Annotated in this window: 22 protein-coding genes; 7 read left to right on the top strand and 15 right to left on the bottom strand. The window is 68.5% G+C overall.

Annotated elements, in window-relative coordinates:
* Positions 1 to 4: 4 nt before the first annotated feature.
* The 8 genes from AB5J62_RS21645 to AB5J62_RS21610 all read right to left on the bottom strand — a co-directional run bounded on the left by AB5J62_RS21645 (position 5) and on the right by AB5J62_RS21610 (position 7496).
* Positions 5 to 1024: an NAD(P)-dependent alcohol dehydrogenase gene (locus AB5J62_RS21645; RefSeq protein ID WP_370950118.1), complete on the bottom strand. Its 1020-nt coding sequence runs from the start codon at positions 1022 to 1024 to the stop codon at positions 5 to 7.
* The gene (locus AB5J62_RS21640; RefSeq protein WP_370950117.1) at positions 1021 to 1728 is read right to left on the bottom strand and encodes an iron-sulfur cluster assembly protein; all 708 of its coding nucleotides are present in this window, start codon (positions 1726 to 1728) and stop codon (positions 1021 to 1023) included. The genes AB5J62_RS21645 and AB5J62_RS21640 overlap by 4 nt, the downstream gene beginning before the upstream one ends.
* A complete protein-coding gene (locus AB5J62_RS21635; protein WP_370950116.1) occupies positions 1725 to 2768 on the bottom strand; it encodes an amidohydrolase family protein in 1044 nt (347 codons plus the stop codon). The genes AB5J62_RS21640 and AB5J62_RS21635 overlap by 4 nt, the downstream gene beginning before the upstream one ends.
* Entirely contained in the window at positions 2768 to 3148 is a 381-nt protein-coding gene (gene mimD / locus AB5J62_RS21630; RefSeq protein ID WP_370950115.1) for a propane 2-monooxygenase effector subunit MimD, read from the bottom strand. The genes AB5J62_RS21635 and mimD overlap by 1 nt, the downstream gene beginning before the upstream one ends.
* Positions 3145 to 4314, bottom strand: a complete 1170-nt coding sequence (locus AB5J62_RS21625) for a toluene hydroxylase (protein WP_370950114.1) — start codon at positions 4312 to 4314, stop codon at positions 3145 to 3147. Before AB5J62_RS21625 ends, mimD begins: the two co-directional genes overlap by 4 nt.
* Before the next feature lie 12 nt (positions 4315 to 4326).
* A complete protein-coding gene (locus AB5J62_RS21620) occupies positions 4327 to 5337 on the bottom strand; it encodes an NADH:ubiquinone reductase (Na(+)-transporting) subunit F (RefSeq protein ID WP_370950113.1) in 1011 nt (336 codons plus the stop codon).
* A 211-nt stretch (positions 5338 to 5548) separates the two neighbouring features.
* Positions 5549 to 7201, bottom strand: a complete 1653-nt coding sequence (locus AB5J62_RS21615; protein ID WP_370950112.1) for a methane monooxygenase — start codon at positions 7199 to 7201, stop codon at positions 5549 to 5551.
* A 70-nt stretch (positions 7202 to 7271) separates the two neighbouring features.
* Entirely contained in the window at positions 7272 to 7496 is a 225-nt protein-coding gene (locus AB5J62_RS21610) for a hypothetical protein (protein WP_370950111.1), read from the bottom strand.
* An 84-nt stretch (positions 7497 to 7580) separates the two neighbouring features.
* Here AB5J62_RS21610 and AB5J62_RS21605 point away from each other — a divergent pair, with 84 nt between their 5' ends.
* Entirely contained in the window at positions 7581 to 9326 is a 1746-nt protein-coding gene (locus AB5J62_RS21605; protein ID WP_370950110.1) for a sigma-54-dependent Fis family transcriptional regulator, read from the top strand.
* A 44-nt stretch (positions 9327 to 9370) separates the two neighbouring features.
* Here the strand turns inward: AB5J62_RS21605 and AB5J62_RS21600 are convergent, their stop codons facing one another.
* Together AB5J62_RS21600 and AB5J62_RS21595 are read right to left on the bottom strand one after the other, a co-directional pair.
* Positions 9371 to 9679, bottom strand: coding sequence for a hypothetical protein (locus tag AB5J62_RS21600; RefSeq protein WP_370950109.1), 309 nt, complete (start codon positions 9677 to 9679; stop codon positions 9371 to 9373).
* Between the two features lie 12 nt (positions 9680 to 9691).
* Positions 9692 to 9991 carry a hypothetical protein gene (locus tag AB5J62_RS21595; protein WP_370950108.1) on the bottom strand — a complete coding sequence of 100 codons (300 nt, stop codon included), beginning with the start codon at positions 9989 to 9991 and terminating at the stop codon, positions 9692 to 9694.
* A gap of 329 nt (positions 9992 to 10320) precedes the next feature.
* Here AB5J62_RS21595 and AB5J62_RS21590 point away from each other — a divergent pair, with 329 nt between their 5' ends.
* The 5 genes from AB5J62_RS21590 to mptB all read left to right on the top strand — a co-directional run bounded on the left by AB5J62_RS21590 (position 10321) and on the right by mptB (position 17370).
* A complete protein-coding gene (locus AB5J62_RS21590) occupies positions 10321 to 12141 on the top strand; it encodes an ABC transporter substrate-binding protein (protein WP_370950107.1) in 1821 nt (606 codons plus the stop codon).
* A 10-nt stretch (positions 12142 to 12151) separates the two neighbouring features.
* Entirely contained in the window at positions 12152 to 13186 is a 1035-nt protein-coding gene (locus AB5J62_RS21585) for an ABC transporter permease (protein WP_370950106.1), read from the top strand.
* The gene (locus tag AB5J62_RS21580) at positions 13183 to 14106 is read left to right on the top strand and encodes an ABC transporter permease (RefSeq protein WP_370950105.1); all 924 of its coding nucleotides are present in this window, start codon (positions 13183 to 13185) and stop codon (positions 14104 to 14106) included. Before AB5J62_RS21585 ends, AB5J62_RS21580 begins: the two co-directional genes overlap by 4 nt.
* A complete protein-coding gene (locus tag AB5J62_RS21575; RefSeq protein WP_370950104.1) occupies positions 14103 to 15734 on the top strand; it encodes a dipeptide ABC transporter ATP-binding protein in 1632 nt (543 codons plus the stop codon). Before AB5J62_RS21580 ends, AB5J62_RS21575 begins: the two co-directional genes overlap by 4 nt.
* An 85-nt stretch (positions 15735 to 15819) precedes the next feature.
* Entirely contained in the window at positions 15820 to 17370 is a 1551-nt protein-coding gene (gene mptB, locus AB5J62_RS21570; protein WP_370950103.1) for a polyprenol phosphomannose-dependent alpha 1,6 mannosyltransferase MptB, read from the top strand.
* Between the two features lie 42 nt (positions 17371 to 17412).
* Here the strand turns inward: mptB and AB5J62_RS21565 are convergent, their stop codons facing one another.
* The 3 genes from AB5J62_RS21565 to AB5J62_RS21555 are packed head-to-tail and all read right to left on the bottom strand — an operon-like array spanning position 17413 to position 18764.
* On the bottom strand, positions 17413 to 17763 hold the full coding sequence (locus AB5J62_RS21565; protein WP_370950102.1) for a ClpX C4-type zinc finger protein: 351 nt from the start codon (positions 17761 to 17763) through the stop codon (positions 17413 to 17415).
* A 45-nt stretch (positions 17764 to 17808) separates the two neighbouring features.
* Positions 17809 to 18234, bottom strand: coding sequence for a TIGR03668 family PPOX class F420-dependent oxidoreductase (locus AB5J62_RS21560; RefSeq protein ID WP_370950101.1), 426 nt, complete (start codon positions 18232 to 18234; stop codon positions 17809 to 17811).
* A gap of 20 nt (positions 18235 to 18254) precedes the next feature.
* Positions 18255 to 18764 (bottom strand): DinB family protein, encoded by a 510-nt coding sequence (locus tag AB5J62_RS21555; RefSeq protein ID WP_370950100.1) that lies wholly within the window; start codon positions 18762 to 18764, stop codon positions 18255 to 18257.
* Positions 18765 to 18830: 66 nt separating this feature from the next.
* Between AB5J62_RS21555 and AB5J62_RS21550 the strand changes: the two genes are divergently transcribed.
* Positions 18831 to 19634 carry a MerR family transcriptional regulator gene (locus tag AB5J62_RS21550; protein WP_370950099.1) on the top strand — a complete coding sequence of 268 codons (804 nt, stop codon included), beginning with the start codon at positions 18831 to 18833 and terminating at the stop codon, positions 19632 to 19634.
* A gap of 32 nt (positions 19635 to 19666) precedes the next feature.
* Here AB5J62_RS21550 and AB5J62_RS21545 read toward each other — a convergent pair whose 3' ends face one another.
* Complete coding sequence (locus tag AB5J62_RS21545; RefSeq protein WP_370950098.1) at positions 19667 to 20554, bottom strand: LD-carboxypeptidase; 888 nt, start codon at positions 20552 to 20554, stop codon at positions 19667 to 19669.
* Positions 20551 to 22458: a prolyl oligopeptidase family serine peptidase gene (locus AB5J62_RS21540; protein WP_370950097.1), complete on the bottom strand. Its 1908-nt coding sequence runs from the start codon at positions 22456 to 22458 to the stop codon at positions 20551 to 20553. Before AB5J62_RS21540 ends, AB5J62_RS21545 begins: the two co-directional genes overlap by 4 nt.
* Between the last annotated feature and the right edge of the window lie 22 nt (positions 22459 to 22480).

The following is a 22480-nucleotide window of genomic DNA, read 5'->3' as shown; positions in this document are numbered from 1 at the left end:
CTCCCTATGGCACGAGGATGGCTCGGCCGCGGACCCGCCCCGCGGCCAGATCGTCGAGTGCTTCCACCGCCGCGTCCAGCGGATACGCCTTGGTGTGCAAGGTGACCTTGCCCGCCTGCGCCAGTTCCATCAGCTCCGCGAGCTCGGTGTAGGTGCCCACGATGTTGCCGACGATGTTGCGTTCGGTCGAGATGATGTCCAGCGTCGGGATGTGCACCGCGCCGCCGTACCCGATGACGAAATAGGACCCCGCCCGCGCGGTCATCGCGAACCCGTCGGCCTCCGCGCCCTCCTCGGCCACGAAGTCGAGCACCACGTCCGCGCCGCCGGTCAGATCGAGCACGGCTTCGACGTGCTTGCCGTCGGCGATGACGGTTTCGTGCGCGCCCAGCCGGGACGCCAGCGCCAGCGCGTCGGGATTGCGGTCGACCACGACGATCCGCGTCGCCGTCAACGCGGCCAGGCACTGGATGCCGATGTGCCCGAGCCCGCCGGCGCCGATCACCACGCACGAGGTGCCCGGATACAGCAGCGGGATCGCCTTGCGCACGGCGTGATAGGCGGTGATGCCCGCGTCCGCCAGCGCCGCCACGTCCTTCGGCTGGGTCGCCGGATCCAGCTTCACGCAGGCCCGCGCCGACGTGAGCAGGTACTCCGCCATCCCGCCGTCCGAGTCCAGCCCGGGGAAGCTGCTGGACTCGCAGTGCATGTCGTTGCCAGAGCGGCAGGCCCGGCACAGCCCGCACGTCGGCGTCGGATGCAGGATCACCGTGTCCCCGACGGCCACGTTCGACACCGCCGCCCCGACCTCGTGCACCCAGCCCGCGTTCTCGTGCCCGAGCGTGTACGGCAGCGCGACACCCATCGCCGCCGCCCACTGCCCCTCGATGATGTGCAGATCCGTGCGGCACACCCCGGCCCCGCCGACCCGCACCACCACGTCGAACGGGTTCTTCACCACCGGCTCGGCGATCTCGTCGATCACCGGCCGCTCGTGATACCCGTGCAGACGAACCGACTTCATGGTTCTTCTCCTTCTCCCGCGTCCGGGTACCGGTGGCGCAGCATGCCCCGGCAGATCCCGGTGTTGGCCTCGATCCCGACCCGCGTCACCCGCGCCCTGCCCAGATGCGCGGGCAGGGCGTCCACCTCGACCCGTGACCCCGTCACCGGGTCGATCAACAGGGCCGAGCCGGGATACGCGGGTAGGCCCAGCTCGGCCCTGCGCCGCCGGAGCCGGTCGAGCCCGGCCGAAGGCGGCGGATCGCGCAAGGTCATGGCCAGCAGCTCGGCCGGGGTCGTGCCCGCTGCCAGCAACGGCCGGCAGACCGCATCGGTGCCGGCCAGCACGGCCTTGCGCAGGAAGTCGGCGCGCAGGCGGTCCAGCTCACCCGCGGCCTCGCCGGGGAACGACCCCGCGAACCCGGCTCTCGCGGCCACACCCGCGTTGATCTGCTCCGCCGCGAAATGATCCACCAGCACCACGTCCACGTCCCGGACCCCGGTCGCCGCCACCGCGTCATAGGCGTCGGCGACCATCAGGAACGCGAAATTCGGCGCGCAGAAATACGTCGGCAGCCGCAGCCGGACCCGCGCCAGCCCATCCGGGGTGACCGTGCACGCGGCCACGAAGCCGAGCGAGGTGATGGGCTCGTCCAGCTCCGGGTCGCGCACGGTGCCCAGCGCGCCGAGCAGCTCGGCGACACCCGGCGTCTCCGTCGTCGTCATCCCTGCTCGACCAGGTGCGCGTCGTCCTGGGCAGCGGGGGAGGCGTCTTCGAGCCGGTACTCGGCGGGCACTTCGATGTCGTAGAGCTTCGCCGCGTTGAGCCCGAGGATCTTCTTCTTCGTCGCCGTGGTGACGCGCGGATAGTCGGAGTACTCGTCGCTGGGGTAGTCCCAGTCGACGAAGCCTTCGATCTGCCAGCGCGGCTCCCAGATCCCGTAGTCGCTGCCGAAGGTCATCTTGTCCTCGCCGACCCAGAACAGCAGCTCACCCATCACCTTCGCGAAGAACCGCGGCCTGGCGTGCATCAGGCCGCCGATCACCACGCTCAGGCCCGCGTAGACGTTGGGCTCCTGCGTCGCCATGAAGCAGAAGTCCTCGATCCGCGGCAGCCCGACGTGCTCGACGATGAAGTTGAGATCCGGGTGATCGGTCGCCGCGTGGTCGATGTCGGACACGTCGAACGCGTCCTTGTCCAGCGGCCAGATCGTCGGTCCTTTGTGGACGTGGATGTTCTTGATGCCCAGCTCCTGGCAGGCCTCCAGATACCGATACGCCTCCGGATCGGACAGTTTCCACCCGCGCGAGCCGTCCCGCCACTCCGCGGTGTAGAGCTTCACGCCCTTCGAGCCGAAGCGCTCCACGTTGTGCCGCAACGCTTTCAGACCGTCTTCGCCGTCACGCGGGTCCCAGCGGGTGTTGGCGATGAACTTGCCGGGATGCTTGTCACCGAGCGCGGCGTTGCGTTCGGTGGTGTTGAACCCCTCCTTGTACCACTCCTTCAGGTAGGTCGGCTGGAACACCGCGACGTCGACGTAGCCGTCCTCGAAGACGTCCTTCATCAGGTCGTCCTCGGAGTACTTCCGGAACTTCTCGATCGTCCAGTGCGTCTCCGGCGGGCCGAGGCCCTGATAAGCGTGGAAACACTCGATCCAGCCCTTCGCGTACTGCTCCGCGCCGGGCACCCAGTTCTCGGGGGAGGCGTCCCAGAAGTGCATGTGGCTGTCCACCACGAAGTACTTCTCGCCGTCTTTGCCGTACATCACGTGGCCTTGAGGTCGAAGCCGATGAACTCGGCGGCGTCTTCGGGATTGGCGAACATGATCGTGCGGTCGTCCTCGTGGATCATCCGGCCGTAGTGCGTCGACATGCTCTCCTCGAACTCGGCGGCGTTGAACCAGCCCTCTTCCTCGCCCGCCTCCTCGTCGATGTCGGCGTAGTTGACGTCCATCCGGCCCTGCGCGTCCACGCGGATCATCGACGGCAGCGGCGTGACGGTGACGTTGTCCAGGCGGTCCATCACCTTGGCCACGATCGCGCCGACCTGGTTGTTCATCAGCGTGAACCCGCACATGTTCGACGCGGTGTTGTTCGACTTGAACGGGCTTTCCGACGTGTGGAAGGTCGTCTTGAGGGATGTCACTGCTCCAGCTCCTTCGGGATGTCGAGGTCGAAACCGGCCAGCAGCGCGCTGAACCGGTTCTTCACGCGGTCGAGCCCGTCCTCGAACCTCGGCGGCCTGGTGTCCGGCTGCGACCACAGCGGCTGCAACGTCCGCGCAGCCTCGATACAGCGCGGCACCCACGCCTGCGCCCAGCCCTGCAGCAGGTCCTTGTTGTGGCGCGCGAACTCCTTGTCCGCCACCAGCAGGTCGAACATCGCTTTGGTGTAGCGCAGGTCCCGCTCGGCGAAGTCGTACTCCTCCGCACCGACCACCGTCGGGGTCACGAAGTCGCCGTTGCCCGGCGCGGCCTGCTGCACCAGCGCGCTGCGGAACAGCTCACCGACCAGCGGCTCGAAGATCACGTTCGCCGCGAAGATCGCCTCACACCAGTCGTCGATCGCGGTCAGCTGCTCGGCGACCGTCCGCACGCCCTGCCACGCCGGGTCCTCGTTCCACGTCGCCAGGTGCGCCGACCCGTCGAAGTCCTCGATCTCCTCCGACAGCGTCAGGTTGTAGAGCGCGAGGTCCTGCGCCGCGCGGATGCGGTGCATGCTGTTCACCGAGATCGCGTTGTTGTGCATGTTCGTCGGCGCGCGCCGGTTGGCGTTGGCGAACAAGTACAGGCCCAGGCCGTGGTCGACGTGCATCCACGCGCCGACGTGCTGCGCGACGAACGCCACCCAGTTCCGGTTCCACTGCGCGAACGCACCGGACCGCTTCGCCGCCTCGATGTTCTGGTTGAGCTGGCGCACCACGTTCGAGTTGTAGCGGTAGAGGCTGAGCTCCCACTCCTCGTTCGGGTCACGGAACTCGTGCCAGCCATGCGCAGGCCACTCGTACCCCTTGCCGCCCGACCCCGCGAACCGCTGCGGCTCCGGCCGGTCACTGCCCCACGCCTTGAGCGCGGTCCACTCCAGCGGATAGCCGCCGCGGCCGTCGGAGAACCCGTACAGCCAGCCCTGCGCCAGGTAATGCCGCGGATCGGGCTGGACCTCGACGGTCACGTCCTCGTAGTGCGTCTGCTTGCGCTTCTGCGGGGTGAAATAGTTGTACTGGCGCGCGAGCGAGTCCGGGAACACCTTGGCGCCGGCCTCGGCGTCGGTGAAGACCGGTTTCGGCACGCTGCGTTCCTGCGTGGCTGTCATGGCTTCCTTTCGTCAACTCTCATCGCCCGTGGTGGTGAACTTGTCGTAGAACACGCGCTTGCCGTCCACACCCAGCGCGGGCAGCAACTCGATCGCCGCCTCGACCATCGGCGGCGGCCCGCACACATAGGCGTCCGCGCTTCCCAGGTCGGTTTCGTTGCGGCGCAACACATCGGTGATCAAGCCCGTCTCACCGTCCCAGTCCTCTTCGGACAGTGCGGGCACATAACGGAACCTCGGCAGCGTCTGCTCCAGCTCGTGGAGCTCCTTCTCGAAACAGAGGTCTTTTCGTCGGCGGGCGCCGTAGTAGAAGACGGCCTGACGGTCGATCCCGCGCTCGGCCATCGACCGCAGCAGGCACAGGATCGGCGCCATCCCCGCCCCGCCACCGACGAACACCAACGGCTTGTCCGGCGCGTCCCGCAGCGTGAACACCCCGAACGGCCCGGTCAGCGTCAGCCGATCACCCGGTTGCAGCCCGGTCGCGAGCTTCTCGGAGAACAACCCGCCCGGGTAGACCCGGATGACGAACTCCAGTCCATGCGTGCTCGCCATCGAGAACGACCGGGTGTGCTCGGTGCCGGGCACGCCGATGTCGACGTACTGGCCGGGGAAGAACTTCAGCTCCTTGTCCGCCTTGAGCACCAGATGCCGCAGATCGTGGGTGACCGGCTCGTTCCTGGTCACCTCCGCCTCGACGGTCTCGATCGGCAACCCCGACCGGATCATCTCCTCGTCGTAATTGAGCAGCTCGATCGTCAGATCCTCATACGCGTGCGCCCGGCACAGCAGCGTGTAACCCTCCTCCTTCTCGTAGTCCGGCAACGCGAACGTCGAATACCGATCCAGCTCGATGTCATCCCCGTCCAGCACGAACGACTTGCACGACGCGCACTGCCCCTCCTTGCACCCGTGCATGAGCATCACCCCCTGCTCGGCCGCCGCCCGCAGGATCGTCTGCTCCTCACCGGCCTCGATCTCGATCCCCACCGGCTCGAACCGCACGACATGCTTGTCCGCCATGGCCTTCCCTCACCCGGGCACGGGAAAAAATCCCAATGCGTCGTTCGGTCCTTGGTGGGTCCCGAAAGCGTCTTTCGGTCCGCGGCAGGTCCCCAATGCGTCGTTCGGTCCGTGCCAGGCCCCGAAAGCGTCTTTCGGTCCGCGGCAGGTCCCCAATGCGTCTTTCGGCACCTACCAGGGACCGAACGACGCATTGGGATTTTTGACCGGGTCAGGAGTCGGTGGGGGCGAACCGGCCCGCGGGGCCGCCACGGGTGTAGCGGGCGTGGAAGGCCGAGCGTTCCTCCGGCGTCATCTCGTTGAGCAGGACGTTGGGCGACTGCAGCGGCGGGCAGCGGCGCAGGTGGTCCAAGGTCCACATCTTCGACGGGTCCAGGTTCAGGTGCGGCTGGGCGACCAGGGTCTTGCCGTCGTCACGGACGAAGCCCATGTCCGAGACCACGTCGGCCCAGTTCCAGCCGTGGTAGAGGGTCTCCCACTCACGGGCGCCGATGAGCTGGCCCATGTTCGGGGTGTTGCGGCCCTGATACGTCGGGCGGAACGCGGTCGTGTCGGTCCAGCGGCACATCTCGTGGCAGTAGGTGCGGACCTGGCCGTCGACCTCGTCCATCACCATGTCCTCACGCACCAGGCACGGCACCATGCAGGTCCAGCAGCGGTGCGGGTACTCGTAGTCGACGTCCTCGAACACGATCGGGTTATGCCCGTTCGGCGTCGCCAGCCGGTTGTAGGCCTCCCACCACTTGCCGTAGCGGTCGTACCAGCCGGGGTACTTGTGCTCGAACCACTCGAAGTCCGTGTCGGTCATCGGGTCGATCCGCCAGTAGTTGGCCAGCCATCCGGTGGCGAAGAACTGCGCGACCTCGTGCACGTAGCCCTTGTTCCAGATCTGGTTCCACGACTCCTCGATCAGGTCGTGCGGGATGACCAGCCCGTACTTCTCCAGCGGCACCAGGTACGACCGGTAGTAGTCGTCGTAGATCCACCGGCGCCACATCTCCGCGTAGCTCTCGCGGTCCTTGCGGCGGTCCTTCGTGCCGTACTCGATGAACGTGCCGATCGCCGCGTCGACCACCCGGTGGTTGTTCCACCACGCGTACCGCAGGTCGCGTTCGAGCAGCTGGTGGTTGCTCTCGTCCGACAACGCCATCAGCAGCGTCGCGTAGCCGTTGGAGATGTGCCGCGACTCGTCGGACTGCACCGAGTGGAACACCGTCGGCAGCAGATAGTCGCCGTTCGCCGCGGCCTCGGCTGGCATCGCCACGAACAACGTGTTCGTGAACGCCGTCTCCGCCACGATCGTCAGATAGATCGACGCCGCCGTGATCGCGTCACCGGTGATGAAACCCTCGGCGAACTGACGGCCGATCGTGCCGCAGTAGTCGTTCTGGAAATTGCGCAGACTCGAATTGAACCCGGCCGGGTCGATGTAGTTGTTCATGTACAGGCGCTTGAGGTTCTGCTGGATCGTCGAATGCCGGACCTCGTCGATCATCTGGATCGCCTGCCCGTTGTGCAGCTCCGGGTTCGGCACCGTGCGGAACAGCAGCGGCATCGCCCGCGCCGCCGAGATCTCCGGCAGCGGGATGATCGACAGGAACAGCTTCTGCCATTCCAGCCACCGCTCCTGCACCTGCCGGAACATGTTCCCGCGGATCGCGCCGTCCGACGCGCCGTACACCCGGTGGTCCTTTTCCTCCTGCATCGGGAAATACGACCGCAGCACCTGCTTCAACGGATCTTTCTTCTTCGCCTTCTGGAACGTGTAATCCGTCCCGTACTGCGAAACCGGCTCGTGGTAAGCCGGCTCCCAGGACAGTTCCTGGATCTTCTGATGAGCTCTTGCCACACTCTGGCGACTCATGGGCACTCCTTTAGGCCGGTAGGAGCAGTACAGCGGCAGACAAGCCGGAACCGGGTCTCAACATGAGACATCAGCGGTCACCGAGCATGGTCTCCCGCAACCGGGCCAGCTCGGCGGAAATGGCGGGGGAGACGTAGGCGTTGCCCTCCGGCGCCGGTTCGATTCCCAAGGCGCGCAACAGTTCCGCCGCCGCGTCGCCCGGATTGCCCGCCTCGCCGAGCACCGGGTGCAGCCCCTCTTCCGCGAGCCGCGCGAACACCAGGTTGACGACGGTCCAAGGGTTGTAGGTCTCCACAAAACCATGACACGACCGGCCCAATCGTGCGCCGGTCTCAATTTGAGACACGGCCGCGAGACGGCACTGGCCTACCCTTCAGGAGTGCCGCAGCCTGGGACAGCCGACGAGCGCAAGCTCGCCCATGCCCGCGTGCAGTTCCTCACCGCCGAGCGAGTCGATCCACGAGACGTCCGTGACACGATATTGGCGTCATGGTGGCGCTCCCACCGCAAGAAGGTCGCCGCGGACCACATCGAGCTGCCCTACGTGCGCAACCCCGACCTCGAACTCCCGCTCGCCCGCAGCGCCACCCCCATCCTGCGTCGGCTGTCCGAGCAGCTCGACGGCCAGGCGATCAGCGTCATCCTCACCGACCCCGCCGGCGTCGTGCTCGAACGGCTCACCGGCGACGGCGACCTGCACCGTCACCTCGACGGCATCAACCTCGCACCCGGCTTCAGCTACGCCGAGGAGTTCGTCGGCACCAACGGCATCGGCACCGCGCTCGAAGGCGGCCGCCCCATGCACGTCTTCGGCCACGAGCACTACGCCGAAGACCTCGAAGACCTCGCCTGCGCCGGCGTGCCCATCCAGCACCCCATCACCGGCAAGACCGTCGGCGCCGTCGACCTGACCTGCTGGCGCCGCGACGCCGGACCGCTGATGATCGCGCTCGCCAAGACCACCGCCGACCAGATCCGCCAGGCGCTGCTCGTCGACTCGGGCGTGCGCGAGCTCGAACTGTTCCAGGCCTACCTGCAGGCCTGCCGCCGCACCACCGGCATGGTGCTCGCGCTCAACAACGACGTCGTGATCATGAACGACCCAGCACGCCACCTGCTCGACCCCGGCGACCAGTCCGTACTGCTCGAACGCGCCTCCGAGGCACTCGCCGGCGGGCATCGCGCGCCGGTCGTCGTCGAACTGCCGACCGGGGAGACCGCGCGGATCTCGTGCCGCCCGGTCGAGCGGCACAACCAGGTGACCGGCGGCATCGTGCACGTCACCCTGATCCGCCCCGACGAGGAACCGGCCACCGCGCCCCGGCCCCGCAAGCTGCTGCCGGAGCTGGCGGGCACCGCGCCCGCCTGGCTGCGCTGCTGCCAGGAGGTCGACCGCGCGTTCGGCGCCCGCGAATGGCTGCTGCTCTCCGGCGAACCCGGCACCGGCAAACTCGCGCTCGCCCGCGCCGTGCAGCACCGCCACCACCCCGACCGCCGCATCCACGTCGTCGACGCCGGCACCCCCGACGCCGTGCCGCGCGTCGTCGCGGAATTGCGCGAGCGGTCCACTGTGGTCATCACCCACCTCGATCGGCTACCCGATCCTCATCCTTTGGTGGAATTGCTCGCCGAGCACCGGAAAACCCGCTGGGTCGCCGCCACCCACACCGGCGCCATCGCACCCGAACTCGCCCAGTGCTTCGGCCGCACGGTCGAGGTTCCGCCACTGCGCCACCACATCGAAGACCTGCGCGAGCTCGTCCCGCTCTTCCTCGCCAGGCTCAGCCACGGCACCGGCCTGACCTGCGCCCACGACGCCATGCAGCTGCTCACCCGCTCCACCTGGCCAGGCAACGCCGCCCAGCTCTACCAGGTGCTCCGCCAGATCGTGCAGAACCGGCGCCGCACCGGCGTGATCACCCCCGACGACCTCCCGCCCGACTACCACGCGGTCAGCCGCCGCCTGCTCAGCCAGCTCGAATCGATGGAACGCGACGCCATCGTCCGCAGCCTGCTCGCCAACCACGGCAACAAGAAACGCGCCGCCGAAGCACTCGGCATGTCCCGCGCGACGATCTACCGCAAGATCCACGATTACGGCATTCTCGCACCCCGAGGGTCGTGAGTGTTCCCGACGGTTAGAACCGTCGGGAACACTCACGACTCATTTCAGCAATCGTAATCGTGGGTGGCGCCCCGGACATAGCCCGGAATGTAGCTGCTGTAGCCGCCGAGGTAGAGCGTTTCTTTCACGGCGACGCAGTATGGTTGGTCGGGTGACCAGATGACGTCGGCGACGATGTGGTGCACGGATATGTAGCTGCAATTCGTGTAATAAGCAGCCGGGGTCTTCGGGTCGTCGGTGTGCCAGAAGCCGCAGGGACCTGGCGGGTCGGCCTGAGCCACGCCGGGAGCGACAGCCAGGCCCAGCGCCACGGTCGCGGCGGCGCCGATGGCGGCGATGGTTCGTTTCAGCATGTCAGACTCCCTTCAGGACGAACACGTGCCGGTGTGCTCCGCGCCGAGCACCGGGTCTTCGTAGAAGCCGAGCGCCCTCGTCTCCTTCCGGCCGACGCAGATGTCGTCGTCGGGCGTCATCCAGTTGTTGTGGACGTGCACCCGATGCACGTCGAGGTAACTGCAGTTCGTGTAATAGGCCATCGCATACATGCCGTCGCGGTGCCAGAAACCGCACGGACCCGGCGGGTCGGCCTGAGCCGAACCTGGGATCACCACTGACATAATGGTCATGGCAGCCGCGGCGATCCCGGCCAGTGTTCTTTTGCGCATATCACTCCTCAGGGTTTTCTGTCGAATGATCGGGGGAGTGAAACACCGAGCGCTGTCAAGGTGCTGTCAGTTCTGTTTTATGCGGAAAATGTGCGATATCCGCATTAATCCACGCCTGAAAAGCGCTGGGTGGTGCGTTCGTGGAGAAGATCCACCAAAGGATGACCGCCACGTCGGCGTGATCACTCCGTGGAGTCGCAGGTGTACGCAGGGTATCTTCTGGGCAACGATCAGGCAGTCGAATGTTTGGGGATATATTGCGCGATAGGGCGGGTTAGTGGTTTGTTCTTCGCCTTGGGGCGGGACCAATCGAGAAAACAGAGGTGGTCATGGTGCGAATTTCCGGCCGGCGACTCGGCGCGGCGGTACTCGCGGGGATGCTCGCGGCGGCGCCGTTCGCGGCGCCCGCGCAGGCACAACAGGGCAAGACGCTGCGGGTAGCGCTGCTGACCGGCATCGACCACCTCAACCCCTTCACCGCGGAACTGCTCGCCGCCACGCAGGTCGGGCGGCTGAACTACGAGTTCCTCACCCTCCCGTCGGCCGAGAACGCCCAGCCCACCGGCGGCATCGCCGAGTCGTGGTCGGCCTCGGACGACAAGCTGACCTGGACCTACAAGATCCGCCCGAACATGAAGTGGTCCGACGGCAAGCCGCTGACGGCCAAGGACGCCGCCTTCACGTTCACCAAGATGCTCACCGACGCCACCGCGCGCACCGCGAACGGCAGCTACGTCACCAACTTCGACACCGTCACCGCGGCCGACGACGCGACGCTGGTCATCAAGACCAAGACACCGCAGGCCACGATGACCGCGCTCGACGTGCCGATCGTGCCCGAGCACATCTGGGCGCCGATCGCCGACCTCAAGGACCCCAAGACCGACACGATGGACGTCGTCGGCGTCGGCAGCGGCCCGTACGTGCTCACCGAGTACAAGCCGAACGAGTTCGTGAAGTTCAAGGCCAACAAGGACTACTGGCGCGGCGCGCCGAAGGTCGACTCGGTGCAGCTGCTGAAGTTCAGCGACGCCGAAGCCGCGGTGAACGCGCTGAAGCAGAACGAGGTCGACGTCATCAACCGGCTCACGCCGACCCAGTTCGACGCGCTCAAGGGCCAGCCCGGCATCACCACCAGCGAGGCGCCCGGCCGTCGCTACAACGAGATCAGCTTCAACCACGGCGTCACGACCGTCGACAACAAGCCGCTGGGCAACGGCAACCCCGCGCTCAAGGACATCAAGCTCCGCAAGGCACTCGCGCAGGCCATCGACCCGCAGACCATTGTGGACCGCGTGATGGCCGGGCACGGCAAGGTCGGCACCGGTGTCGTCCCCACCGCGTACTCCACCTACCACTGGCAGCCCGCCGCCGGTGAGCTGGCCAAGTTCGACCTCGCCGCCGCCGGCGCCGCGCTCGACGCCGCCGGCTACGCCAAGGGACCCGACGGCGTCCGCACCGTCCCCGGTGGCGGCAAGCTCGAACTGCGCCTCGCCGGCCACTCCTCACGCCCGTTCGACCAGCGCACCGCCGAATACATCAAGGGCTGGTTCAAGGACATCGGCGTCACCATCACCCCCGAGCTCGTCTCCGACGAGGAGCTCAACGACCGCACCAGCGCCGGCAACTACGACCTGGCCATCTCCGGCTACTCGACCAGCCCCGACCCGGACTACGCGCTGTCGCTGCAGACCTGCGCCCAGCGGCCCAACGCCGAGGGCAAGGGCGGCAGCACCGACAACTTCTTCTGCGACGCCGAATACGAAGAGCTCTACAAGCAGCAGCTCGTCGAGTTCGACCCGGCCAAGCGCGCCGACCTCGTCAAGAAGGCGCAGGCACGACTCGCCAGCCAGGTCGTCAACGTCGTGCTCGACTACGACAACGTCCTCGAGGCCTACCGGTCGGACAACTTCTCCTCGTTCACCAAGCAGCCCCAGCCCGAAGGCGCGATCCTCGAGCAGATGGGCTACTGGGGTTACTACGGCGCCACCCCCGCCTCGGGTCAGGCCGCGTCCAGCGGTGACAACGGCAGCGGCGGCGGCAGCAACACCGGGCTCTGGATCGGCATCGGAGCCGTCGTGCTGATCGTGCTCGTCGGTGGCGGCGTCATCCTCGCCAAGCGCGGCAAGTCCGCGGACGACCGGGAGTAGGACGCACACCTTGTCCACCGCACTCAGTTCGCTGGACCCGTCCGCGGCGCTCACCGATTCTGATGAGCGCCGCGGCGGCACCGGCACCCTCCGGTTCGTGCTCGCGAAGGTCGGCGGCGCGCTGGTCAGCCTGGTGCTGGTCATCACGCTCGGCTTCCTGCTCTTCCGCGCGCTGCCCGGCGACCCGCTCGCCACCCGCGTCCGCGACCGGCCCACCGATCCCCAGCAACGGGCCGCGCTCGCGGCCAGCATGGGACTCGACAAGCCGCTGCCCGAGCAGTTCTTGACCTACTTCAAGGACCTGATCACCCGCGGCGACATGGGCAACTCCGTCGCGCAGAGCCGGCCGGTCATCGACATGATCGGCGAACGCGTCTGGCCGACCGTGCTGCTGGTCGGCACCGCGACGCTGCTCGCGGTCGTGCTCGGCGTCTGGCTCGGGGTGCGCTCGGCGTGGAAGCGCGACAGCTTCTTCGACCGCGCCAACACCGGCATCGCGCTCACCCTCTGGTCGGTGCCGCAGTTCTGGCTCGGCCTGCTCCTGCTGGTCTACACCAGCGGGCTGTTCCCCAGCCGCGGCATGCACTCACCAGGGACACCGCCCGGCTTCTGGTCGCAGACCGTCGACGTCGCGCACCACCTCGCGCTGCCGTGCCTGACGCTGCTCGCGGTGTTCTACGCCCAGTACATGCTGATCATGCGCTCGTCGCTGATCGGGGAGATGAACGCCGACTACCTCACCACCGCCCGCGCCAAGGGCCTGCGCGACGACCTCGTCCGCAAACGGCACGCCGTGCCCAACGCGCTGCTGCCGACGGTGACGCTGGTGTTCCTCCAGTTCGGCCTCGTCGTGTCCGGCTCGGTGTCGGTGGAGGCGGTGTTCAGCTGGCCGGGGCTGGGCCTGCTCACCTACGACGCGCTCAAAGGACCGGACTACCCGGTGCTGCAAGGGGTGTTCATCGTGCTGACCGGCTCGGTGGTCACCATGAACCTGTTCGCGGAACTGCTCTACCGCGTGCTCGATCCGAGGGTGCGTGCCGCATGACGGCCAGCAAGAACGCCGAGAACACCGAAAGCGCCCGCACGATCGCCTGGCGCCGCCGCCGCGCCGCGGCCGCCGCGGTGTGGCGCGAGTTCACCCGCACCAGGAGCGGGTTCATCGGGCTCGTGCTGCTCGGGATCATCGTGGCCGCCTCCCTGCTCGCGCCGCTGCTCACCGACGAAGCCGGCCTCGACGTCACCAAGGCGACCGCCGGTCCCTACCAGGACCCCGGCAACGGCTACCTGCTCGGCACCGACGTCGCCGGCCGCTCGGTGCTGCTGCTGACCTACTGGGGCGCCAGGGCGACACTGCTCGTCGGCTTCTCCGCCACGGTGCTGTCGGTGCTGCTGGGCACCATCGTCGGCATGGCAGCCGCGCACTACGGCGGCTGGCTCTCGGCGGTGCTGCTGCGGTTCACCGACTTCTTCCTGGTCCTGCCGTCGCTGGTGCTCGCGCTCGCGCTCGCCGCGGTGCTGCCCAAGAGCCTGTGGACGATCGTGCTGGCCATCGGCATCACCGCGTGGCCCACCACCGCCCGCCTGGTCCGCGCGCAGACGCTGACCATCGAAGGCAGGCCCTACATCGAGCGCGCGAAAGCGCTCGGCGGCGGCCACGCGCACATCCTCGGCAAACACGTGCTGCCCGGCGTGATGCCGCTCGTGCTCGCCAACACGACACTCGTCGTCGGCAACGCGGTCATCGCCGACGCGACGCTGGCGTTCCTCGGCGTCGGCGACCCGAACGTCATCTCCTGGGGCAACATGCTGCACGAGGTGCTCGCCAACGGCGGCGTCACCCGCGGCGCCTGGTGGAACGTGCTGCCGCCCGGCATCGCGATCGTCGCCGTCGTGCTGTGCTTCACGCTCATCGGGCGCGCGCTGGAGACCGTGTTGGACCCGCAGCTCAAGGGGGAGCGGTCGTGACCGCGCTACTGGAACTCAACGACCTCACCGTCACCTACCGCACCGGCGGCGGCGACGTCGACGCCGTGCGCGGGGTCAGCCTGCGCCTGGAGCCCGGCGACACCCTCGGCGTCGCGGGGGAGTCGGGGTCGGGCAAGTCGACGGTCGCGATGAGCGTGCTGCGCCTGCTGCCCCGCTCGGCCAAGATCACCGGCGAGATCCTGCTCGACGGCGAAGACGTCACCACCATGAAATGGGGACGGCTGCGCGCCGTGCGCTGGGGCGAGGCCTCGGTGGTCTTCCAGGGCGCGATGCACGCGCTCAACCCGGTCCGCAAGATCGGCGAGCAAATCGCCGAGCCACTGCGCATCCACGCCACCGTGCCCGAAGCCCAGGTCAAGGCCCGCGTCGCGGAACTGCTCGACCAGGTCGACCTCCCGGCCGCCCGCGCCGGCGCGTACCCGCACGAGCTCTCCGGCGGGCAGAAGCAGCGCGTGATGATCGCGATGGCGCTGGCCTGCGCGCCGCGGCTGATCATCGCCGACGAACCCACCACGGCGCTCGACGTGATCGTGCAGGCCCAGGTGCTCACCCTGCTGCGCAAGCTCGTCGCCGAGCAGGACATCGGGCTGATCATGATCAGCCACGACCTGTCGGTGCTCGCGTCCACCTGCGCCCGCACCGCGGTCATGTACGACGGCGAACTCGTCGAGCAGCGGCCCAGCGCCGAGCTGATGGCCGCCCCGGAACACCCGCACACCCGGGCGCTCGCCGCCGCGTTCCCGACCGTCGGCGACCCGGTGTCCCGCTTCGCGCCCGCGACCAGCACCCCGCTGCCGCCCGAACCCGGCCGCGAACGCGGGGGAGAGGCGCTGCTGTCCGCCCAAGACGTGCGCGTGACGTTCAAGGACCGCACCGGCGCGCGGATCAACGCCGTCGCAGGCGTCTCGCTCGACGTGCACCGCGACGAGATCGTCGCGCTGGTCGGCCAATCCGGCTCCGGCAAGACCACGCTCGCCAGAACGCTGCTCGGGCTGCAACAGCCCACCTCGGGCACCGTGCGCTACCGAGGCGAGGCGATGCCGTCCACCGCGGCCGGGCTCAAGGCCTACCGGCGGCACGTTCAGCTCGTCCTGCAGGACCCGACGAGCGCGCTGAACCCACGTCACAGCGTCTACGAGGCAGTCGCCGAAGGCCCGCGCATCCACGGCGTCACCGACGAGCGCGCGGTCGTCACCCGGGCACTGGAAGCGGCCGAACTGCGGCCCGCCGAGAAGTTCTTCACGCGGCTGCCGCACGAGCTGTCCGGTGGCCAGCGCCAGCGGGTGGTCATCGCCGGCGCGCTCGCGCTCGACCCCGGCGTGATCGTCGCCGACGAGCCCGTCGCCTCGCTCGACGCGTCCGTGCGCGGCGAGATACTCGCGCTGCTGCTGCGGCTGCGCCGCGAACTCGGCCTCGCCGGCCTGGTGATCACCCACGACCTGGGGCTGGCCTGGAACATCGCCGACCGCGTCGCCGTGATGTACCGCGGCGAACTCGTCGAGGTCGGGACCGTCGAAGAGGTGCTGCTGGACCCGAAACACGACTACACGAAGTCGCTGCTCGCGGCACTGCCCGGCGGGGTCAGCGTCCGAACGGCGGTTGACTGATGCGTGCATACACCCTGTCAGAATCGGGAAAAACAGCGTCTGCCGACAGGCGTTACGGCACCGGTGTGTAATCTTCACCATCGACATGGCGACCACTACAGACCCAGCGCCGGAGGCAGACGGCTCGGCGCAGCGCACCTCGGCGGCCACGGAAAAACCACTGGCCGACCGCATCAAGGTGCCCTCACGCTTCCCGTACCGGACCATCGCGATGGGCACCATCGGTGCCGCGCTGCTGATGATCGCCGCGCTCGGCGCCGGTGGCATCCTGATCCGCGACCCCGTCCTCGGCCACGGCCCGCTGTCGTGGATCCGCTACGGCCACGGCCGGGCACTCGCGAACGTCTTCCTCTACACCGGCTTCGCGCTCGTGGTGTGGGCCTGGGTGCGCCTGGGCCGCTACGTGCTCGCCGGCCGCATCGGCACCCGGCCCATCCTGGTCGCCGCCGGCTGCTGGATGGCGCCGCTGCTGGTGTCGCCGCCGCTGTTCACCCGTGACGTGTTCTCCTACCTCGGCCAGGGCGCCCAGCTGCTCTACGGGCTCGACCCGTACGAGCACGGCCCCGTCGAGCTGGACGTGCTCCCCGACGTCGTGCAGAACGTGCACCCGCTGTGGCAGACCACGCCCGCCCCGTACGGCCCGCTGTTCCTGCTGGTCGCCAAGGGCATCGTCTCGATCACCGGCAACAACATGATCGCCGGCGTCATCCTCACCAGGCTCGTGCTGCTCATCGGCCTCGCGATGATGCTGTGGGCGCTGCCGCGCCTGGTCAAGCACCTCGGCGGCAGGCTCCCGGTCACCATGTGGCTCGCGGTCGCCAGCCCGATGATGGTCATCCACCTCGTCGGCGGCCCGCACAACGACCTGCTCATGCTCGGCTTCCTCACCATCGGCGTGCTCGCCGCGCTCGAGCGCAAGCACGTGGTCGCCGTGGCGCTGGTGACCATCGGCATGCTGATCAAGCCGACCGCCGCCATCGCGTTGCCGTTCATCGTCTGGATGTGGGCCAACCACCTCGAAGGCGGCACCAAGACCCGCAACTTCTTCCGCGCGCTGCTGCCCGCGCTGGGCATCTTCGTGCCGGTGTTCGTCGCCGGGACCTGGGTCTCGCTCGGCTCGTTCAACATCGGCTGGGCGACCGGCCTGAAGGCGCCGACGCTCATCGCGAACTGGCTGAACTTCCCGACCGGCATCGGCGAGATCTTCTACTCGCTCGTGCACATCGTCGTGAACGTCCCGTCGTCGCCGTTCGTGACGGTCTGCCGTGCCATCGCGATGGTCGCGCTCGCCGCCTACCTGGTCCGCCAGTGGTGGCTCGCTCGCGACGGCGGCAACAAGGCCGTCTTCCACATGGCACTGGCGCTGCTGGCCGTCGCGATCCTCGCGCCGCCCACCCTGCCGTGGTACCTGACCTGGGGCTTCGTCATCCTGTCCGCCTTCAAGTGGCAGCCGAAGCACATGGCCGTCGTCGTCGCCGTCTCGGTCTTCCTGGTCTGCGTCTACTACCCGACCGGCGAGCAGGGCCTCTACGACTGGTGGTTCATCGCACTGGTCGTCGCCGCCTCGCTCTACTCCGCGGCGTCGCTCCTGCGCCCGGACCCGCTGCGCCTGGTCGCGGCCTTCCGCAAAGACTGAGACGGAGTAAAGCCCGCTTTATCCCCCGGGATAAAGCGGGCTTTACACCTCGCCAGAGAAGCGGCCCCAGGCGGACTGCCTGGTCATGCTCAACGCCTCGCCGACCTGCGTCCACGTCGCACCCAGCGAGCGCGCCTTGCTCACCCAGACGGCGAGATTCCGCTCGATCTGCGCCTGCGCGGCCGCGACCGGCCCGAGCGTGGCGAGCACGTCCTCCATCGACATCTCCACCTCCCACGGCCCCACCGGCGCGTCGGACGCGGGCGTCCCGGCCATGATCTTCGCCGCGAGGTCCACGCAGCCGTCACAGATGAAGACACCGGGCCCGGCGAGGAGTTTCCCCACCTCGTCGTTGGACTTGCGGCAGAACGAGCAGTCGGCGATCAACGGCATGAGGTTCCTCCCAGCGGCGTGCTTGTCAGGCGGAACCTTACGACGTCAGGTCGTGCCTGACAAGCCTTTCCGTCGGGAGGCGCTCCAGCCGCGCCACACCTCGACCCGCGTGACCACGACAGGCCCTTGCGGCGGCTGTTCCTCGTACTGCGGGTATTTCGCGCGTAGCCAGCTCAGCGGTTCGGCCCGGTCGGTCACGACGGCCTCACCGTCGGCGCGGACCCACCACAGCCGATCCCAGTCATCGTCGTAGTGGTCGACGAGAAAACTCACGCGCGGGTTCGCCGCGATGTTCGCCAGCCGCTTCAACGCGAACGTCGACTTGGGTTTGTGATCGACCGCGAACACGACCTCGTCACCCGCGACCGCGAACGTCACCGGCACCAGATGCGGCACCCCGGCGGCGTCCACGGTCGCGAGCCGCGCCACGCGGGCGGCGGCGAACCGGGCTCTGGCCTCAGTGTTCTCCACCGTCCACACGGTACTTCGACTCAGACGTTCACCGGGTGCTGCGAGCCGCCCTGCTCGGCGAGCAGCTGCTCGCGCAGGATGTCGGCGTGCCCGCAGTGATGGGCCAGCTCCCGCAGCACCTGCAGGTAGACCCAGTGCACCGTGCGCGGCCCCGACCGGTGCCCGGTCACGACACTGTCCAGCGACAGGTCCGCGACCGCCTTCCTGGCCGTGGCGCAGGCTTCCCGGTAGGCCGCCGTGACCGAGGCGATCGTGTCGTCGTCGCTGAGCCGGAACGACTCGTCCGGAGTACGCACCATCCCGAGTTCCTGGCGCGACATCCCGCCGACGCACTCCTCGAACCACACCCGCTGCATCCACGTGACGTGCTTGAGCAGCCCGAGCAACGTCGTCGCCGACGGAACGAGCCCACGGCGGACCTGGTACTCGGTCAGACCGTCGAGTGTGGACTCGATCTCGGTCCGGTACTCCTCGATGAACGCCTCGAGCTGCGTACGTTCGTCGTCCAGCGGCACGTCGAACGAACCCATCGGAATCTCCTCTCGCGCACGGCACTTGCCCCACGAGTCAACCAGGTCCCGTTAGGCTCGGTCGTCATGTTCACCATCGGCGATTTCGCCAGGCTCGGCCAGGTCTCGGTCCGCATGCTGCGCCACTACGACGCCATCGGCCTGCTGCGGCCGGTCGACGTCGACGCCTCGTCCGGGTACCGCTTCTACAGCGCCGAGCAGCTGCGCAGGCTCAACCGCCTGGTCGCGCTGAAAGACCTGGGCTTCTCCTTGCAGCAGGTCGGCGAGATCCTCGACGACAAGGTCAGCGCCGACGAGCTACGCGGCATGCTCCGCCTGCGCCAAGGCCAGCTCGAAGCACAGATCGAGGCCGACATGGCCAGGCTCGCCGGCGTCGAATCACGCCTGCGCATGATCGACCTCGAAGACTTCCCGCGCACCGCCGAAGTCACCGTCAAGCCGATCCCCGCCGTCCGCGTCGCCGAGCTCAGCGCCCTCGCGGCGAGCTACGAGGGCTCGGCCATCGGACCGGTGATCCAGGGACTGTTCCCGCGCCTCGGCGAGGTCGTCACCGCTGCGGGCCTCGAACCCGCCTACCCGGCCATCGCGTACTACACCTCCGCGGGCAGCGAAGTCGCCGTGCACGCCGCGGTCGGTGTCTCCGCCGACCCCGATCCCGCGTTCGGCTTCGACGTCGTCGACCTCCCGGCCATCGACTCCGCCGCGACGATGCTCCACCACGGCCAGATGGAGGACATCGGCGAGTCCTTCCAGGCCCTCGCCAGGTGGATCGACCACAACGGCCACCGCACCCTCGACTTCGCCCGCGAGGTCTACCTGGAGTGCGGCGAAGCGATGATCACCGAACTCCAGGTCGCCATCGCCTCGTGAGTGATGCGGCCGGTTCTAACCGGTCAAAACACTCACGACCTGAAGGTGAGGGTGCGGGCGGTCGCGTCGAGGTCGGCCGCCACACCGAGCGGGATGGTCGGGGAGTTCTCGACGTGGCCGAAGCCCAGGTCCGCCAGCATCGGCACGCCCAGTGGCCCGAGCCGATCGAGCATCAGGGCTTCGACGCGTTCGGGATTTCCGCAGCCCGACCACGAGCCGAGCACGATCCCGGCGACCCCGTCGAACCAGCCCGCGCGCAGCAGCTGGGTGAGCAGGCGGTCGAGCCGGTAGGCGCTCTCGGTCACGTCCTCCAGCAGCACGATCCGGCCACGCGCCGAACCCTGCTCCGGCGTTCCCAAGCCCGCGGCCAGCAGCGCGAGGTTGCCGCCGGTCAAGACTCCACGCGCGCGGCCGGGCACGAGCGTCCGGGACGCCGGGTTGCTCAGCGGTTGCACCTTCTCCGGCTCGAACAAGCTCTGCCGCAGGTGCTCGGCCGCGAACGTGCCGAACAGCGGGCTCGCGGGCATCGGCGAGAACAGCGACACCAGCCCGAGATGCGCGGAAATGGCCTGGTGCAACGCCGTCACGTCGCTCGAACCCGCGAAGATCTTGGGCGGCGCGTCGGCGAGCGCGCGCCAGTCGATCAGGTCCAGCATGCGCTGGGTGCCGTAACCGCCGCGCGCGGCCAGTACGCACTGGACCGACGGGTCGAGCCAGGCTTCGGTGAATTCCGCCGCACGTTCGGCGTCGGTGGCCGACAGATAGTCCAAAGTGGAGTGTCTACTCAGTACACACGGGCCGACGGAGACCTTCAGGCCCCACGACTCCAGCACCGGCAGCGCCGCGTCGAGATGGACCGCGGGGATCGGGCCGGCCGGTGCGATCAAGGCCAGCGTGTCGCCGGGGACGAGCGGCCTCACGAGCGCAGGTCCAGCACGCGCACACCCGGCGTCTCGAAGCCGAAGACCTGACCGTAGAACGACAATTCCGCCTCCAGGGCCGCGATGATCGTCTCCGCCTTGCGGAAACCGTGCTGCTCGCCCTCGAACGTGAGATACGCGTGGCGCACCCCGCGCCCGCCCAGCGACGCCACGAACCGGTCCGCCTGCTCCGGTGGGCAGATCTGGTCCTCCAAGCCCTGCAGGAACAGGACAGGCCCGGCGAGCGCGGCGGCGTTGTTGATGGGGGAGCGCCGGCGGTAGCGGGGCTCGGTCTCGGGCAGCGGCCCGATGAGGCCGTCGAGGTAGCGGGACTCGAAGTCGTGCGTCTCGCCGCCGTCCGCCGTCCAGGTGTAGAGGTCGAGTATCGGGTACTTGATCGTCGCCGCGCCGAACGTGCGGACGGTCGTCATCGCCGCCGCCGAGGTGAAACCACCCGCGGACCCGCCGCGGATCGCCAGCCGCGCCGGGTCCGCGAGGCCCTCGGCGACCAGCGCGTCCGCGACCGCCACGCAGTCCTGGACGTCGACCACGCCCCACTGCTCACGCAGCCGCTCGCGGTAGCGCCTGCCGTAGCCGGTCGAGCCGCCGTAGTTGACGACCGCGACGCCGATGCCGCGGCTGGTGAAGTAGGCGATCTCCAGATCCAGCGTCGGATAGGCGCGTCCGGTCGGGCCGCCGTGCACGTGGATCATGAACGGCGGCGCCGCGCCGTCCGGTGCCGTGAAGTCCGGATTGGACGGTAGGTAGACGTAGGCGGGAACGGGTCCGTCGGCCGTGTCGAACACCCGCTCCGACGGCACCGGCAAGTACTCGTGCGACGGCAGACCGGCGGGCTGCGTGGTCAGTTCGGTCACCTCCGCACCGACGTGCACGAGCGCGGATTCGCGGTGCGGACCGGCGGCGACTCCGGCGATGCCGCCCTCGTGGGCCGTGATCGTCGTGTCCCACTGGGTCAGCTCCGGAGCCAGTGGCGAGAGTGTGCCGGACGCCTCGTCGAGTACGGCGAGACGGCCTGAGCTGAGCACGGCGTGCTTGCCGTCGCCGAGCGGGGTGAACCAGCGCGAGCCGAGCTTCCACAGCGCGCCGCCGAGTTCCTCGGTGACCGGGGCGAGGTTGACCGACGAGCCGTCGAGGCCGATCCGGTGCAGGTTCCACCAGCCGCCGGGATCGAGCAGCGCGAGCAGCGAGGTCGGGCTCTCCCATTCGAGCTGGCACACCGCGACCGTCGCGCCGCCCGCGATCACCTCGGGCGTGCCGAGCGAGCCGTCCTCGAGCACGGGCGCGACGCACAGTTCCGTGCCGTCCCACGGCATCGCCGGGTGATCCCAGCCGAGCCACGCCGCGTGCGCGCCGTCCGGCGACAGCTGCGGCGCGCTCAGGAAGTGATGGCTCGCGGCGAGCGAGCGTGGTTCGGCGCCGTCGAGTGACAACTGCACCAGATCGCGTGAGACGTCGGCGCGTCGCGAGCCGACGCTGGTCTCGCGCACCGCCCAGACCGTGCCACGCGGACCGGGCCGGAGGTCGCCGAACCGGACACCGTGCGGCACAGCGGGTTCGGCTGTGATCGGCGTCACCTGGCCGGACGTCAGGTCGCGGACGTAGACGCGCTGGTCGTCCCAGTGTGTGAAGACGAGCCGGTCGCCGATCGCGGCCCACGGCCGCCCGCCGTACTCGTGGACGCGGTTGCGGGCGTTCCACGGCGCGGGCAGCACCTCTTCACCGGCCCTCACCAGCGCGACCCTGCCGCCTTCGGCCGGTCTGGCCTCGGCCCACCACAGCACGCCGCCGACGGCGTCGACCCACTGCACGCCACCTCCGGCGGCGGCCGCGTCGGCGGCGGTGATCGGCGAGGTCCAGGTTCCATAAGACGCGATCTTGGGCACCACAGGAGCCTAATGGGCCAGA

Origin of the sequence: Amycolatopsis sp. cg5 (genome assembly GCF_041346955.1) — a bacterium.
Lineage (GTDB): Bacteria > Actinomycetota > Actinomycetes > Mycobacteriales > Pseudonocardiaceae > Amycolatopsis.
This window is presented reverse-complemented; position numbering and strand designations above follow the sequence as displayed.

Bases quoted from the DNA above. Each gene is read 5' to 3' on its own strand.
- AB5J62_RS21635 (WP_370950116.1), bottom strand. From the start codon at position 2,768: ATGTACGGCAAAGACGGCGAGAAGTACTTCGTGGTGGACAGCCACATG.
- AB5J62_RS21640 (WP_370950117.1), bottom strand. From the start codon at position 1,728: ATGACGACGACGGAGACGCCGGGTGTCGCCGAGCTGCTCGGCGCGCTG.
- AB5J62_RS21580 (WP_370950105.1), top strand. From the start codon at position 13,183: ATGACGGCCAGCAAGAACGCCGAGAACACCGAAAGCGCCCGCACGATC.
- AB5J62_RS21590 (WP_370950107.1), top strand. From the start codon at position 10,321: ATGGTGCGAATTTCCGGCCGGCGACTCGGCGCGGCGGTACTCGCGGGG.
- AB5J62_RS21600 (WP_370950109.1), bottom strand. From the start codon at position 9,679: ATGCTGAAACGAACCATCGCCGCCATCGGCGCCGCCGCGACCGTGGCG.
- AB5J62_RS21565 (WP_370950102.1), bottom strand. From the start codon at position 17,763: ATGCCGTTGATCGCCGACTGCTCGTTCTGCCGCAAGTCCAACGACGAG.
- AB5J62_RS21555 (WP_370950100.1), bottom strand. From the start codon at position 18,764: ATGGGTTCGTTCGACGTGCCGCTGGACGACGAACGTACGCAGCTCGAG.
- AB5J62_RS21615 (WP_370950112.1), bottom strand. From the start codon at position 7,201: ATGAGTCGCCAGAGTGTGGCAAGAGCTCATCAGAAGATCCAGGAACTG.
- AB5J62_RS21550 (WP_370950099.1), top strand. From the start codon at position 18,831: ATGTTCACCATCGGCGATTTCGCCAGGCTCGGCCAGGTCTCGGTCCGC.
- AB5J62_RS21620 (WP_370950113.1), bottom strand. From the start codon at position 5,337: ATGGCGGACAAGCATGTCGTGCGGTTCGAGCCGGTGGGGATCGAGATC.
- AB5J62_RS21645 (WP_370950118.1), bottom strand. From the start codon at position 1,024: ATGAAGTCGGTTCGTCTGCACGGGTATCACGAGCGGCCGGTGATCGAC.
- AB5J62_RS21625 (WP_370950114.1), bottom strand. From the start codon at position 4,314: ATGACAGCCACGCAGGAACGCAGCGTGCCGAAACCGGTCTTCACCGAC.
- mptB (WP_370950103.1), top strand. From the start codon at position 15,820: ATGGCGACCACTACAGACCCAGCGCCGGAGGCAGACGGCTCGGCGCAG.
- AB5J62_RS21595 (WP_370950108.1), bottom strand. From the start codon at position 9,991: ATGCGCAAAAGAACACTGGCCGGGATCGCCGCGGCTGCCATGACCATT.